The following is a 15915-nucleotide window of genomic DNA, read 5'->3' on the forward strand; positions in this document are numbered from 1 at the left end:
TCATATGTGGTCGATAGTAGCAGAATGGCTATCAACATAATTCCTTTGATTGGTTAATTGTTGCATGGTTTGCGCTGTTTTAGCTATTTCTCTGCCAACTGATTGTTGTTCATTCCAGGTACTACTTAAATCTTTACCTAGTGATTTCACTTCATCGCTGGTAGTACTAATACGACTATCTTTTTGAGCTGACTTTACTTTTTCTAAAGCATCGTTATAAGCTTTTTGTTGAGTTGCCGATATTTCATGATTAGTGACTCTATTATTACTACTACTTGTTCCTGTAGACACATTTCCAACTCCAAAATTAAACCCTAAACTTGCGTTTGTATTAGTAGCAGTTTCTTTCCTCTCGCTACTACCATAATTTTCATTAAGAGATTGTCCTTGTAAAATAGATTCTTTGATTGCTTGATTTTCACTAAATGAAAAGCCTTGAATCATGGAATCACTTTGGGCCCATTTTAAGGCTAAGCTCTCAGATTGTCTCTGCTCTTGGGAGCTAAGTATACTTGATCTATTAGTTAATGATCCCATTTTACTTTGGGCCGTCATAAATTGACTTTGCAGGCTATCTGACCAAAGTTGTGAAGCTCGAAAGTTAGTAACTAAAGAATCTACTGATTCAGTGATAAATTGTTTACCGCTATCACTGTTAGTAACTCTCATTCCTCCATCGTCAATTATGCCAGCTCCTAATTGCAAAGAGGGGGCTAGATTTTGCTGGACGATGGTGCGGTTGCCGATATTGTAGTTATCCATAGAAATATTATTATCAGCAATATTAGCTCCTATACCACTTGCTACTGCAACTGGTGAGAATTGGTTAGCCAGCGTTGTAGTAGCATGAGCGCATCCCTTTAATACAGCCCATGATAGCATTGGTACCGAAGCGGCTAGCATCTGGAATGTGGCGTAACTATGCAAAGTCATTTCAGCAAAGCTACCTTGTGATAAGATGCTTAAACCACTTACCGCTAGAGAAGTGGATTTACCAGCTAAGCTTATCATTCCTAAACAATGAATGATGGTGAAGAATACTGGCCAGCTGGCAACCCAAATTATCATCAATAACCAAGTTTTTAAAATATTAAATCCGCCAGGTAGCATCGACATTGGAAACACAATAAAGATCATACAAATGACCAAAGCAAAGAATACTGACTGCAAAATTGGCATAATGTTAGCCGCCATTTCTCCTGCTACTAAATAGGAGAATGATTGTTGGAATAAGCCTCTAGTGGCGTTCATACTGACTAATTGGGGATAAATTCTAGTTAAAGAGAATTTCTCTCGCCAGTCGTCATAAGATTCACGATTAGCGTTAAGTAACATTGCTTGTTTCATCCAACTGTGAATATCCGTTTGTTCTTTTTTCAAATATTTTAGTGTATCGGAAGTCATTGCTTTTAGCCGATAATTTAACACTTCAGGCCTATCAGATTGTACGCCAATAGCCGAGGCAAATTTTGTCAGTAACCCCATCATGTAGTTCTTTGTTAATAGCCCCTTTGATCAAAGGTGTAGCTTGCTTGCAGGTTTTAAAGGAAATAGCAGAGTTACCAGGATCTCGGTAATAAATACCAAAATTATTAGGCATATTTTGCTCGATAAAGCTAATGATATCATTAGTTTGTTGTGCTTCTGCTTTTTTTCCTAAGATATTACCAATAATATAAGGTTTCATGAAGCACTGTCGTAAAAACTCCTTACTGTTCGTTAAGGTGATAGGATCTTGTATTTGAATATCTCTAATTTTCCCCACGGCTTTTGTGCCGAACATAATACCAGTTTTTCTAGAATTTAAACCTTCATCAGGTGGCAATAAATGCTTCTCTAGCATTTCAGATAAAGTGTAACTCATTCTTGAAGCAACTGAGCTAAAGAAAGCTACACCTGAAGGAATATTATCAATTTTTACTGGAGCGCTCATTGACACCTCATCTTTTAGCCAAATAGTGGCTTTTGGGGCAAACAAAAAGATGAATATGAAGAATGATGGAAAGAACCACTCCATGGCAAATATGCCGATATTCCCCTTGAAAATAGTCCTGGTTCCAGCCCAGATACCACCTATAGTTAAAGCAAACTTCCCTACGGGCGTAAAATATTCACTATCAGAGGCAAATACCCTACCGATGCCGTTAAAAATCTGCCACAATATATCACCACCACCAAAGGTATGTATTACATAGTCCATAATTTTTGTTCTTTAACTTCTTTCTTTTGCCATAATATGTTGCTCTATTAGCCTTGCTCTTCGGTCAATCTGATCGGCATTAGTTAGCATCGTACTCCATTTTTCAGTAGCAAAAATCTGTACTCGATCTAAGGCTTTTAAATATGCAACTAAATGTTGATCAGATACCTGTTTGCTCTTTAGTAAAGTGACTGCTTTTCTCACTTCAGAAATAACTTCCTTTAAATGCTGCAGTAATGTATAACTAGCAATTAATTCTGAGGAACTATCTAAAATAGTCACGCCTGAAATAGCTTCTAACGTGATATAATCATAAATCGGAAAAGCTTCTCCTATTGAAGAGAGGAAGGCTATATCCATGTTGTTAAATTCATTGTTGCTAGCTAGTTTACTTTTTAATTCATCCAATTTTGTTTTAGCCTTACCTTGATAGGATTGCTCAGGTAGAATGCTGATATTCCTCCTTAAGCTAGGGTTTAAACAACTGCTATCATCACAAGCATACACTGATGCGGATTCTCCTCCTTTTAAATGAGTAATCCAGCTTTTCTCATCTTTGGCAAGTGAATCAAAGAAATAAACATTATGATCTTTCACAATGATAGTACCAATCATTGACATAATAGAGTTACGCATATCTAGTGGAATACCAGCTTTTTCTGCTGCCTTAGTAAAAATATTATAATCTCCCAGCATCATCTCTGGATCTTTGTTTTGAGCTTGCTGCAAAGCTTGCTTTTGTTCCAAATCATTCCGACATTTTTTGCTCGCAGAAAAATAATCCATACCTGACCCTAATTGTAAATCTCTGCAGACTGATTCACGCATAGCTGAATCTTTGGGTAACACTGAAGCAAAAATAGCTTTGGTCATTTCGCAGTCACCTTTGGCAAATTGATTTAATTCCATCGCTAAATTCCGCAAGTCCTTTAAGGCATTCTCTATCTGCGGGGCAAAGGTTTTAAGCCCAAGCGAGAAAGCATAAGCTTTAGCTTGCGAGCCAATATTTTTCATTAATTGCACTAATTCCTCACCAGAAATAATTGAGAAACTTCCCAAATATGCATCTATCCCACTACAGCTCATTGTTAAAGAGGGTGCCGTCATCGATATTGGATTGAACGACGTCTTACTAGTTCGCATTGATAATCCTCCAGCTGCATAATAACCAGCTGCTTGATCCTGATAAGAACCAGGTTTGGTCACATTAGTACTCATTCCTTGAAAGACGTCATTTATATTCCAAGCAAAGGAAGTTGGTAGCTGAATCAACCAGATTATAACTATTATTGTTAAGTATATCTTGCTACTAGTACTATGAATTTTGCTATTCATTCTCTATCTCTCACTTATAAAGCTTCTGATAATTTTGATCAATTGCTAAAATATTTTCTATCATTTTGTCTTCAGAAATTATCCCTCTAGCAATGGGATATATTCTATTACCGCTACTTTCAACCAAATATAATACTGGAACAATTTGTTTAGGATTTAATCTTTGTAATAAACCAGTATCTTTGCTAGTTTTTATATTTTGAAAATTTGCACCATCACTAGAGACCAACAGTAATTGAAAGCCATATTTAGCTGTAAATTGTTGCACAATAGGCAAGAAGGCATGACAATAAGAACATTGATTACTAACTTGAAAAATCAAGCCAAAATTTTTGCTTAAATCTCGTAATCTCTGGCTACTATTTTGCTCAAGCTTTTCCTGATATAATCTTTTATGCAAACTGTTAGCTGGTTCAAAAGAATTAGTTAATTGATAATCCATTAAGCTAGCCAATTGCCACATAGTAGCAAATTTCTGGGACTTCTCCATTATTTGCTTCTGTAACCTTTGAGCTTTAATGACATTTTCTAGAGTTGGGTTATCAAGTGCTTTACGCTGTGCTCTGTTAAACTTTTGCTTTAAAGATTCTATTCTCCTGTCATGAGGTTCTGGTGATTCTTTCAACAATAGTTTGAGATCAGAATATTGTGATTCCTTGATTTTCTGTACTAACTGCTCATTATACCACAAGAACCCTTTAGGTTTTTCTTGCCATTTTTGTCTTATATGTCCCATATTATCACTTATTCCTTCACTATTTGCGAATGCTCCTAATAATTGATAACTGATTAATAATAAAATTATTAATATCCTTAATGAGCATCACTTTAACCATGTTAATATTAGTTTTAGTTGCCATCTTCCCATCTCAATATGATAAATTAGAATTATGACTTTTACCGTTAATCGGTAGTTGTTTTTGCATTACTGGTATCTGATTATGTAGCTGCTTAGGAAAATTCTTACCCATCTTATTTTTGGCTTCCACAAGTAAATCAGCAAATAATTCTTCCATATTAAATTTTGAAAAATCTATCCTTTGTAATTCCTCTACGGTAAATCCCCGACAATTAGCATTTTTAGCTGAGCCGAAACTAATACCAAGTTGCTGCTTACCCTGCTCTTGGAAGACTCTTGCTAATTTTGAATTAAAACAACAATAAGTAGATTTTTTGGTTATACATTGCTTAAATATTGGATCACGCTCTGAGCAGTAAGTGCCAATAAAATGGCACTGTCCTTTATTTCTTTGGAGTGCCAAAGCTTTTTCAGTAGCTTTGCACCTTCCAAGTCCCAAATCCTTCCCCCAACCTTTCATTGATGAACAACAATTAAGAAAGTTAACAATATTTTTCCGGCAGCTATTTGCTTCACCTTTAAACACCTCAATTGGCTCTAATTGCATATCTTTCTTCATTCCATTTAACATGGCTAAATAACCAACATTGGAGATATCAGTATTCTGTTCTATAGTTGGTGTATGGCAATCTCCTCCGAGGCAAAACATCGAAGCACCGTTTAGAGAAGAGCTTAAGCTTTTATTCTCGTTAAAACAGCTATAATTTCTTTGCCATAATAAGCAGATATTACCATTTCTCTTCAAACAGGTACTATTTTCTAACTGGCAGCCTTGAACTTTTAAATGATTACAACCATCTCTAGGGTTACTACTACACTGATAAGTAATCTGTTCCTTCCAACATGGGCGGTTTATAACATAGCTGTTAAAGAAGATCTTATTACCACTCTCTAAACAGAGACGATTTAGCTCATGACATTCATTTTCTTCTGCTAATTTTTCTGACTCTTCATTAATGACTTGCCAATATTCACCTTTTTCTTTAAATTCCTTAATTTTGTCTCGATATGTATAATTAAGTACTGTAGCAGTCGGTACAGTTATATGATATAATAACCAACATGATTTATCAGTATAACCAACTTTTACTTCACCAATATTTTCCAGTAAGATCTGTTGTCTAGTGGCAATCATAACTCTTAATTGTTGCCCAACATTATAATCTTCCTCACGTACTCTTTGATAGTGTGCTCTCCACCAATTATCTTTATTGTAATAATGTTCCTTAATTTTTGTCTCAAGCCAGCTAGCATGAAGATCACTCTCACTGATTGCCATGCTACGGTTTTGCGGGTCACCCCATTTATCAATCAATTCTACTTCTAAATGCAACTGCTTTATTATATCTATCTCAAAGTCAACACCTTCAGTGCAACTTTTACTAATCTTAGTTTTAGTGACAACCTCACTAGAACTAAAATTACTACCTTCAGTATGTTTCAAAGGATCAGCTGCAACCTCTGTTGCATTCGTTATTAGAGGATTTTTACTATTCAGATCATATTCTTGAATAGCATCAATTTTCTTCATTTCCATCTGCTGGAGAAATTTACCCTCGAGGCTATTATTTAAAATATTACCCCCTTGATTAGTTAAATCCTGGTCTCTCATATTAGTTAAATTTGAGACATTCGCATCTTTATTAAATATCACCTTATTACCAATAGAGTTAGGATTACCAAGCTTGGTGTCATTTCTATAAGCTTCTGCTTGATTGTAACTATCCTGCATGGAATGTGCTAAAATAGATACTGGTTCATAAGTTAGTAACAACAAAGCAATCGTCATAAAAACCAAATAATTACGGTAAATTTTTATAATCATCTTTTTCCATAATCTTAAGCACCTCACTTAAAGGTATATGACCTGTTAATTTTTTGACGAACCCTTTCCCATCATCAACTATTATTACTGGTATCTGTTTAATTTGATATTCCTCAAACAGATTGGGATCTATATTAAAATTAATGCCAAGTTCCATAGCTTTATCTCTTGTTTGCATAAATGAATTATCTCTTAATCCTTGCATTACTAAAATGGCACCTGTTTGTTGTGCTTCTAAGTAGTATTCCTTTAATGCTGCATCCGGCATAGAGAACGATACAAAAATATAAGTCTGAGGTTGTGCTAAAGCATTAACACTACTTAACAATAATAAGCCTATAAGCATTAGTGTCCTGAAATTTTTTAACATATTAAACATCTCTTAAATTACCAGAGACAGCAATCACGTTTCCTCCAAATTAAGTAACCAAAATCCTCACCTTTAATTGGAAATTCCCTACCTGATTGCCAAGTTACTTCCGTTTCTCCTATTTTTTTGCAAGAACTCACTTCTGGTATTGGATAAGTCATTTGCAAGCGATACTGGCTCTTCTGGATTATCGGCATTGGATATTTACCGCATAAGCCTTCTGTACCGTAATATCCCCATAACATTAACTGCCTATGCAGTTTAGCCATAAATTTAGAGACTATTAGCGTTGAAGTGCCAACTCCGCCATTATGATATGGAGTCGTGCCAGTAAATGGATAAATAGAGCCCTGACAGCCGGCACACCAAAACATCGCATCATTGGATAATTGTCCGGTGCTCAAGCTTATACAATCAGCAATACATACGCTTTGAGCAGCAATATTAGCAAATAACAAGCTTTCAGGATTTAAGATTGCTGATTTTGCATCATCACCCCAAAGTGGATCAAATTCAGTTAGATATGCTACATCTACCGAGGCCATTTCTAAACACATAAAATCTAGTAAAATCTCTAACCAATAAATGACTGGATAAATATACCAGTGCACGTGATAAAAGGCGGTTCCTTCTTTATCATCCTTTATGCCTCTTTGACTGCTTGTCCCTAAACTAATGCCGCCAAGGCTAACCATACACATTGGTGATTTAGTAACGTCAACCAGCCGCACCGGCTCCCAAAAGCCAATTGGGATACCAGGAACTGGTACAGCTATACCAGGTCTCGGGCAGAAACATAGTAAGTTTCGGGCAGAAGGAGTATCAGCCATAGGGCTACCTGCTATTTTCACGCCTGCTATAGTTATCGGAAACAGGCACTTCCAACAAACATCAGTGATAGGATTCACAAAACGTCCTACGCAATCTACTGCTGATTGGGCAGTTCTATTTAAAGAAAACACTATTATTAATATTATGGTATTTTTAGTAAAAATTATTATAACATTCCTCATAGAGCGACCTCTCTAATCCTTAACTCTTTGCCATCTTGCTCTATGATTGCTGGTATAGCTTCGATCTTAAAACGGGTTGCTAACATACCTCCTTGATCAAAATAGATCTCTCTATTTACTGTTTGACTCAATTCGATTGGGCTACCATTGGTTAAAACAATTTTACCTTGCTGCGCTTTAGCCCATGCTACTTGGCTAGCATCATCACCATCAATTAAGATTAAAGGATCTCCCCAACTTAGGGCAACAAGAGGATTAACTTTTGTACCAGCTGGTACTATCACTCTCCCATTTTGGTCTTTTATAGTTGTCTGTTGAGTAAATGTTGGATCATACTTCCAGCTTCTAGCCTTAATAGCTTTATGTAATCCTAGTACAGGCAAGGGTCTTGCTATTTTTTTCTTTACTTTTTCTTTAAACTCCTCTTGCATTTTTTCTAATAACCCACCTTCTTTGGCAGCTTTTAGTTTTGCCATAATTACTTCTAACATTGATTGTTCAATAACCTGGAAAGTAGCTCCGCGTACTCCGTAATCCTTGATTTTCAGCTTATTCTCCAAAGCTAAAGCACTGAAAGCCAGTATAGTAGTAAAACTAAAGATCATTATTATGTTAGGCGTCATAACCCCATCCTATTTTCCTTCAGCACATCATTAATTGCTTCAGCAACCTTCATTCCTCTAACCATCCGATCCTCTAGTGCCTGATAATCTCTAGCATTAGTAGAAGTAAGCAGCAAGGTGAATGGGTCAATCATTAGGCTACCAATTACTCCATGAACATTCGGGCCATAAATAGCTGCTTCACTGTAATGCGGCGGGCTAGAGTGAATAGATTGCAGTAAATTCAGCTTCCATTCTTCATCAACAAAGCCTGCTAGCTTAGGGTTAGCTCGCATGGCTTTAAATGTTTCAGGGTTTTGTTTTAAAATTATTTTATGGGCAGAATTCTCAAAAGCCTTTTCAGATGCTGATCCTTCTTGTCTAAAATAATCAGTAAGTTGCTGGGTAGCGAGCGTTATCGAGCCGTTATATTTTCTAGCGATTCTACCGGCTTCTTCAATAAATTCCCCAGAGCGCTTGCCGGCCAGTAATTTCCAGGCTTCATCTATCATAATCAAAAATGGCCTATCCCTATTACCTTTAACCATAGTTTGGTTAATATGAACGATCATGATTTGGACTATTACTGCCAGTAATTCTGGAGTGCTGCGTAAATGATCAGTTTCAATTACTACTATCTCAGAATTTAGTGATAATTGCGCTGGACCGCTGAAGAATTTGCCATGCTGTCCCTCTCGAGTAAAAGGAAATAACATATTACCAAGTTCCTGAGCATAAGATTCCTCTCGGGCAAGCAACCAATTAGCAATGTCAGTGATTTCAGCTTTTGCTCCTTTATCTTGCCACACCGCAATTAAAGCTTTTTGGAGCATTGGTTGTTGCAAATCACTAGTGCCAGTGCCATATTGTGGGGCTGCCATAGTTGCTAAGATTGAGGGGAAACTTGATAAAAAGTCAGATCTTGCTTCACTTGCTCTTTCATCATCTCCTTCTGGAACCCTTGAGAAAGGATTAATAGAAATAGGGTTTTTAACATCAAACTCAATATAGGTTCCACCTAATAGCAGACAACTGCGTTTAAATGACCGACCATAATCCAACACAAATACTTTGCCGCCAACTCCTAAAATTGATAACATTAGTTCTTGCATAAACACTGATTTACCTGAACCAGGTACGCCAGCAATGCAAAGATTAAAATTCTCGTTAGGTGCAGTACTATGCGATTTCACTGTGGGTAGCAATGCTGAACCAAAAGGTGACCAGTACATAATTTGACCTCTTCTCCCAGTAAGTAACATTCCAGGCGAGCTTAAGTCACCTTTCCATTCCCCTACTATTGGTAGCAACACCTTACTCTCAGAGGAGATGGTTCTTTTACCTCGACCCAAGCTACTAAGCGCTACTCCAAGCCCTCCTATTTTTTGACCAAATATATAATTAAATCCTTCTCCTACATAATTTTTTACTTCTTCTACTAATTGCATAGGCATTGAGGCTAGCACTATTGGCAAATGGTCATAGGTGCAAGGGGTAAAGTACCAGCCGCTGCGCCTTAACATGGAGCAGACTTGAGAAGCTGACTGTTTGGCTTTTTCTTTTTCATCCCACATGATAACATTGAGATGAATATTTACTACCCGATCACCGCTTTGCAGAGAAGCAACTACCCCATTCATATCGTGAGCTTCAGCAATTAAATCAGAAAAAAACTTACCCATACCAGCTGCAATATTTCTCTCTAAGGCTTCCCGCTTGGTAATTGCTGAAGTCTTAGCGATAGTTTGATTGAGCATGATTTGCAAACCAAAATGAATCAGAAAGTTCGATTTAATATATTCACCGCGCCGCATTTCATTGCCTAAAAATAAATCCATCGCTGATAATTGCCACTCCAGCGGCCTTTTGCTGGCTTCTAAGCTGATAAAAGCTTGATTATCATTAAGCCTTACGTGATCTTGCTCCTCAAATAGCGAAAAGTTTCCAGGCAAAATCTGCTCAGAAAGCAATTCATAAGGATTAATTTCCGCGTGTTCCTCCTCCTGCCAACCAAAAATAATGCGAATAAATTTTAGCAATTGCTTGGCATCCACATTTTCCGTCACTAAACCAATAGATTTAAAAGTATCGCTCAAGCATTCTTTTCTTCTAACTATATCATCAATATTTGTTTGAATGCCGGGAATAGTCATTGAAATTAACAATATCATATCTTTTATGGTGCCTTCTGTTTTCGCTTTTAGTTTCAAAAATTCTACTCTTCTTTCGGCTAATTTACAGAAAATCTCACCTTGTCTGTGATTTTGCCAATTAACCAAAAAATGATCAATATGCTGACTGCCAATCATCAATACCTGCAAGCTACTGCCAGCTGGTAAATTCTCTTCATTCCGCAAAAACTCAGCGATCTCTCCTTGGGCTTGCAAGCTCGTTCCTACTAACGGCCAGCCAAGCAACACAAATCCTACTGATCCTCTGTTGAAGAATAGCTGAGATCTTTCATCATATGACTCATAGACAAAATGTTTTGCTAATCTTTCTCGAGCAAAATCTTGGTGAACCTGAGCTTTCATCGATGTAACCTATTAAACTTATTGCAACATTTGTTTGGCTCCAGCACATCACCATAATTATTATTAGGATCAAATATACCTTGGTCAGTCATTTTATTAATCTCATATAAAGATTTACACTTTTGCCCTTCTGGAATAGGACAATCGAAATCACTTTTGTATGGCATTAATTTACATCCTGAAATATTTACGCTCAAAAATACCAGCAATAAAAAATTAATTAGTAAACTATTATTCATCAAAAATTACCTTGGAGTGAGGAGGGTTGCTTCAACTGTTGCTGCCAATTAACATTATTTAAGTTGTTTTGGATTTGATCTTCCTCCTCTTCATTTCCCTTGATAAAACGTTCTTTTAATTTAGCATTGGCCTGAGAAGACTGCCTACCTTCTTGCCTGCTATTTGAAAATGAACTCACATGAGACGTGTCCTCATCACTATTTTGGTAACTGTGATAATTTGTTCTATTTTGCGAATAATCAGTAGTAGTTGGCGGCAGCAACCTAATAGATTCATCGTCAAGCTTATCCTGATTTAAATCAAAACCTTTTCTAAACACTACATCAATTACTCGACCAGAAGCCACAACAATTACTGGACTCATGCTTTCCGCACGTTTGATAGCAAAATCTGCTAGCTTTTCTAAAGCATTACCACTGCCCGCATATACTCCAGCTTTTAGTGAATCTTTTCCTTTTAAAGCATGCTGCTGACCAGTCAATGGTGATATTGGGAATATGCCATTAGTTGCCTGGTTCTGCAAGAATTGAGCAATACCGCCCAGCACGCCATTAAGTACAGCCATTCTTGCCACCTCAGAGGATCTATCAACTACCAGGCCTTTAACACCAGGCCTGCCGTCTTCCCCTATTAACCAACCTTCAACAGGCTTCTCGATAATCTCCCCATTGCGATTCAACAACGATACAGTCTCCAGCCTGCACTTAGCCCTTTCTGAAGAAATATCTCCGCTACAAGAGCCAATCAGAATAGCCTCCTTGATTTGTTCTGTCTTATATTCTTTCGAGAAAATAGCTGTATCTACTAACCGCAGCATTATAGGCTCTGGGCTAGCGGCATTATTAGTGCCAGTTCCAACCACTACACCAGTAAGCAGCACGGCTCTAGCAAAACTACCAGTTGTAATATAGTCTTTAACATCTTTGTTAATATTACCCCCAGCTCTTTTAACATGACCAAATTGTCTTTTTGCTGGTAAAGTTGGTATTACTTGTTCTTGGTTCTCATTTGGCAAATCTTGCAAACGAAAATGATCAGGATTTATTTCATTTGACAAAATTTGGGGCTGAGGCTGATTCTCCTCCAGCAATTCAAGCTTCTGCTTAAAATCATTAATTTAATTCTTGGTCTCTACAGCTTTACTTTCTATTAAACTTTCTAATTTACTTTGCATAGTTTTAACTTCCTTTAGTACTTCTTCCGTCCATTTAGCCCTTGGATCTACGGCCCTTTCTACCCCTGATATTTGACTGCGAGATGTACGCTTTTCTTTCTGTTCTTCAAACCTCTCTACCTTGGCTTCAGAAAAATAATAAAAGATTAAGAATAGCACTACACTGATACTAACAATAAGAATTACTGGTCTATTCTTTAAAGCATTCAAAAGTTCTAATAACTTATTACTAAAACCTGATGGTAACTGACCAACAGCTACCTTATTGTTATTCTCTGATTGTTGATCTTCCCATATTGGATCTTCTTGGTGCATTAGTTATTTCTCCTAAATCATTATACCTTCATGCCGCTTGCAATCCACTCTAAATAAAAGCCAAGAATAATTCCAATAGCTACTATTGCTCCTGCCAGTCTAATATTACCTCGCACTACCGCCCAGATTGACGATAAAATAGTTGCTCCTGATATACCAATAGTCTTGAGTTTACCGGTAGAAAGCCCACCAATCCGATCCAATTGTCCCTCTAAGGTCGTGGCCCATGCTATATCAGGTAATAATATATAACAACAAAACACCATCAATATTGCTAAGGTAATAGATTGATAACTACTCTGCTCGTTAAGTCGTTTACTATCACTTATTTCTAGATATTTGCTTATTTTCATTTTTCTTCTCTTGCTTTATGTTAGTGGTTTGTGCCAAATCTTGTACCAAATCAAATTTAAGTAACCTTATAGGACTAGGATTTTTACCAATAAAACGTAAAGATAAATCTTGCACTATGCCACTTTCACTAATTATTGTTAAATATACCTTATTATTACCAACCTGCGGCAGGATAAACAAACAACCAGAATTATGCACCACCACTTCTGCTGCGTCTTTAGGATGAATAAATACATCATTAATTTTTTCTCCCTCAATACTAATCCTAGTTGGAGCATCTTTAGCAATCTGCAACTTTAGGATGCTATCGTCATGTAACATATAACCTATAGCATAAGCAGTGTCAAACTTTAAATTGCATAATACTAAAAATATTATAACTAATGAATAATTTCTTAAATTAATAGTTGTTTTATTCAACATTCTTATCCTCCACTTGTTCTTTAATTCCCGTTAGTAATAAGAGATGATTAGCACCACGCTTATAAGTCAACAAATAACTTTTTTCAACTGCTACGTGTTTATTCTCCCCAAACCAATAACGAAACGTTCCCTGAATTAACACTCCTGCATCTACTATTTCCGTTTTCTTAGGAAAAAATACTGCAGACACATTAGAACCTTTAACAAACTGTAAGTGCTCTTTAAAAAATCTCTCCAATTCTGGCGTTGCGCTAGATACCACCTGCATATCAGCTATCTGCCTCTCTACCTCTTCAGGTGAAGTAGTAAATAATTCTTTCATCACAAAAATTGCCCATTCTTTTAGATAAGTCTCATGATAATTTTTTGATGATACTATCATCCGCCGATCAGGTGCTATTGCTGGGATTAGTAACCATTTTTCCTCTTTATTAACTGCTTTTATTGTTGCCAGTAAACTAGTGATCGCTAGTAGCACAGTTATCATCAAAAGGCATTTATTGTATCTAACTAATTCCTGTACTGATGCTTGCTTGAATAGATGATTCATTTTCCTACTTTTTTGCCTAACAACCCAGGATAACTTATTGGCGCAGGGAGTATTTTTTTTGCTACCAAAAAACTTTTTAATAAAAAATATTGTGAAACTTTTTTAAATTTCTTGAAACTATAACAAAAGCCAATTCCACAAAACATGCAAAATAATCCTAATTTAGCATGACCGCTATTGAGCAGCACTATCCCTGGCACCACACCTACTAAAGTCACCCCCCATTCATCCAAAGTTAATCCCATATATTTCAAAGGCTTAGATAGCGACCAATATAATTGTTGATTTTGATGGGAATGCGACATAAGATTCTCACACTATTATTAGAGTTGCGTAGCTACCTGTGATATAACTTAAAGATACTAACAAGTTTTAATCTTCTATACCTTGATTATTACAGTTTTAACTTCAATATTATTGCTAGTATCTAAAAGTTATGCCCTTAATTAAGAGAAGGAAAATGCCAGTAAACTCCTTCTCACAGCTGATACCTTAACTCTCGCAAAATTATTTTGCCAGCGGATTATTTAGATTAATAATAGATACTTTAAAACTTTTGGATATTTGTGCTAATCTGGAGACAAAAGAGTAGAATTTACCTCTGTGTGCAGCTTATTGTTGCAGAATTTAATTAGATTTGCTAATATTTTATCAATTAGTTTATTAGTAGAGATTATGTTAAATAATGATTTAAACTTGAGAATGAAATGTTTGGAATTAGCTATTCAGTCTAGCTGTAGTTGCGGAGTAACAAATATTGCAATGGAATATTATAATTTTCTTACCGGTAAAAATGATCCTCTAATATTTATCTCAACTTTTAACTCTAGTAACAAATTTAATTAATATCCATTAATTATTAGATACAGTTTTTTCCTTTGAAATTGTTAGAGCCTCTGTAGCTTTTTCCATAAACTCTCTTACCGGATCTAAGCTTAATCGTGCATATATTGCTGTTGATCTAGGATGTTTATGATTCAGAGCTTTGCCAATGACATATTGACTCGCTCCATTAATGGCCATCCAGCTAGCACATGTTCGTCTAAGGTCATGCAATCTTAAATTTTTTAACCCAGCTTTTTGGCAAATTCTTTTCCATGCTTTCTTAGGTTCTTGCAAGTGCCCACTACTACTTGTCTCGCTTGGAAATACCCATTCATTGATTACTTGTGCTTTTCTATCTTGTAATATTTTTATTGCTTCATCTATTAACACCACAGTGTGCGGTTCTCCATTCTTAGTATCTGAGATATACCATGTTTTATCAATAAAACTGATATTTTCCCAACGCATCGATAATACATTACTTTTACGTGCTCCTGTATATAAGGAAATCAAAATAAAATCTTTCATTAACTGATTTGTTTCTTCTTCTAATGTTTGAAAAAATCGTGGTGCTTCTTCTTTAGTAATATATCTATCTCTTGATTGTTCTTTATGTTTCTTAATTCCAGTAACAGGGTTTTTTTCTAATAGTTCCCATTCAATAGCTTTATTAAATATAGAACTTAACGTTTCAAGAAATCGGTTAGCAGTATATTTACCAACATTCGTAAGATCATTAAATGTCTGCTGAATATCAGCTCTTTGTATATCAGAAATTTTTAATGAATAAAAATGTTTAGCTTGTCTATCCATTGTAGCAATACGATCTTGCCATCTTTTTATATTATGTTTGGCGTAATTGTTAATATATTTATCAAAAAGTTCTTTAAAGGTTAGTTCTTCAGATATTGGTAAGTCAGTTAGTTCGTTAGATACTGTACTGTTCTCTTTTGTAGGATTGATCCCTTTTGCAATTTGACTTTTTAATTCAGCTGCTTTTGCTCTAGCATCAACAATAGACAAATCCGGAAAACGTCCTATCTTTATTCTACAATATTCTTTTTGAATCATTTTAGCTAAATAAAAGATTTTACTCCCACCATATGATACTATCAAAATTAACCCTGCTTCTCTGCTGTCTTTATAAACATCTCTTTTCTCTTTTGGTGGTTCAATTTTATGCAAAGAATCTTTAGTAAAATTTAATAATTTTTCTGTCATATTTTATACATCCAATTAAAGTTAAATTCTTAATGATTTTGTAATGGTGTTATAATGAATCTTTCTAAGATTGTT

The 15915-nt window shown here is 35.8% G+C and carries 14 protein-coding genes and 2 pseudogenes; 1 reads left to right on the forward strand and 15 read right to left on the reverse strand.

From position 1 onward, the window contains the following. Window positions 1-9: 9 nt before the first annotated feature. From REIS_RS17400 to REIS_RS06685, 14 genes and pseudogenes are all read right to left on the reverse strand, one after another. A pseudogene (locus REIS_RS17400) lies at window positions 10-2203 on the reverse strand (conjugal transfer protein TraG N-terminal domain-containing protein); the annotation flags it as partial. Between the two features lie 9 nt (window positions 2204-2212). Continuing rightward, a complete protein-coding gene (locus tag REIS_RS06625; RefSeq protein WP_008580483.1) occupies window positions 2213-3535 on the reverse strand; it encodes a conjugal transfer protein TraH in 1323 nt (440 codons plus the stop codon). 10 nt (window positions 3536-3545) lie between these two features. Beyond that, window positions 3546-4271, reverse strand: coding sequence for a conjugal transfer protein TraF (locus REIS_RS06630; RefSeq protein WP_008580484.1), 726 nt, complete (start codon window positions 4269-4271; stop codon window positions 3546-3548). 133 nt (window positions 4272-4404) lie between these two features. Further along, entirely contained in the window at window positions 4405-6183 is a 1779-nt protein-coding gene (gene traN, locus REIS_RS06635; protein ID WP_152540696.1) for a conjugal transfer protein TraN, read from the reverse strand. A gap of 13 nt (window positions 6184-6196) precedes the next feature. Then, window positions 6197-6598 carry a TrbC family F-type conjugative pilus assembly protein gene (locus REIS_RS06640; RefSeq protein ID WP_338109783.1) on the reverse strand — a complete coding sequence of 134 codons (402 nt, stop codon included), beginning with the start codon at window positions 6596-6598 and terminating at the stop codon, window positions 6197-6199. An 8-nt stretch (window positions 6599-6606) separates the two neighbouring features. Continuing rightward, a complete protein-coding gene (gene traU, locus REIS_RS06645; protein ID WP_008580487.1) occupies window positions 6607-7602 on the reverse strand; it encodes a conjugal transfer pilus assembly protein TraU in 996 nt (331 codons plus the stop codon). Then, window positions 7599-8225 (reverse strand): type-F conjugative transfer system protein TraW, encoded by a 627-nt coding sequence (traW, locus tag REIS_RS06650; protein ID WP_037213840.1) that lies wholly within the window; start codon window positions 8223-8225, stop codon window positions 7599-7601. The genes traU and traW overlap by 4 nt, the downstream gene beginning before the upstream one ends. Continuing rightward, the gene (locus REIS_RS06655) at window positions 8222-10738 is read right to left on the reverse strand and encodes a TraC family protein (RefSeq protein WP_008580490.1); all 2517 of its coding nucleotides are present in this window, start codon (window positions 10736-10738) and stop codon (window positions 8222-8224) included. Before REIS_RS06655 ends, traW begins: the two co-directional genes overlap by 4 nt. Continuing rightward, window positions 10735-10977 carry a conjugal transfer protein TraV gene (locus REIS_RS06660; RefSeq protein ID WP_008580491.1) on the reverse strand — a complete coding sequence of 81 codons (243 nt, stop codon included), beginning with the start codon at window positions 10975-10977 and terminating at the stop codon, window positions 10735-10737. Before REIS_RS06660 ends, REIS_RS06655 begins: the two co-directional genes overlap by 4 nt. Beyond that, window positions 10977-12467, reverse strand: a pseudogene (locus REIS_RS06665) (TraB/VirB10 family protein). The gene REIS_RS06660 and the pseudogene REIS_RS06665 overlap by 1 nt, the downstream one beginning before the upstream one ends. Before the next feature lie 20 nt (window positions 12468-12487). Further along, window positions 12488-12820, reverse strand: coding sequence for a hypothetical protein (locus tag REIS_RS06670; protein WP_037213838.1), 333 nt, complete (start codon window positions 12818-12820; stop codon window positions 12488-12490). Further along, on the reverse strand, window positions 12789-13244 hold the full coding sequence (locus REIS_RS06675; RefSeq protein ID WP_040614727.1) for a hypothetical protein: 456 nt from the start codon (window positions 13242-13244) through the stop codon (window positions 12789-12791). Before REIS_RS06675 ends, REIS_RS06670 begins: the two co-directional genes overlap by 32 nt. Further along, window positions 13234-13794, reverse strand: a complete 561-nt coding sequence (locus REIS_RS06680) for a TraE/TraK family type IV conjugative transfer system protein (RefSeq protein WP_037213836.1) — start codon at window positions 13792-13794, stop codon at window positions 13234-13236. The genes REIS_RS06675 and REIS_RS06680 overlap by 11 nt, the downstream gene beginning before the upstream one ends. Continuing rightward, a complete protein-coding gene (locus REIS_RS06685; protein WP_037213835.1) occupies window positions 13791-14099 on the reverse strand; it encodes a hypothetical protein in 309 nt (102 codons plus the stop codon). Before REIS_RS06685 ends, REIS_RS06680 begins: the two co-directional genes overlap by 4 nt. Before the next feature lie 313 nt (window positions 14100-14412). On the opposite strand from REIS_RS06685, the gene REIS_RS06690 reads away from it, so the two are divergent. After that, window positions 14413-14640 (forward strand): hypothetical protein, encoded by a 228-nt coding sequence (locus tag REIS_RS06690; RefSeq protein ID WP_008580496.1) that lies wholly within the window; start codon window positions 14413-14415, stop codon window positions 14638-14640. A gap of 6 nt (window positions 14641-14646) precedes the next feature. On the opposite strand, the gene REIS_RS06695 is transcribed toward REIS_RS06690, so the two are convergent. Then, window positions 14647-15840 carry a tyrosine-type recombinase/integrase gene (locus REIS_RS06695; RefSeq protein WP_008580497.1) on the reverse strand — a complete coding sequence of 398 codons (1194 nt, stop codon included), beginning with the start codon at window positions 15838-15840 and terminating at the stop codon, window positions 14647-14649. Between the last annotated feature and the right edge of the window lie 75 nt (window positions 15841-15915).

It is taken from the genome of Rickettsia endosymbiont of Ixodes scapularis (assembly GCF_000160735.1).
Classification (GTDB): domain Bacteria; phylum Pseudomonadota; class Alphaproteobacteria; order Rickettsiales; family Rickettsiaceae; genus Rickettsia; species Rickettsia tamurae.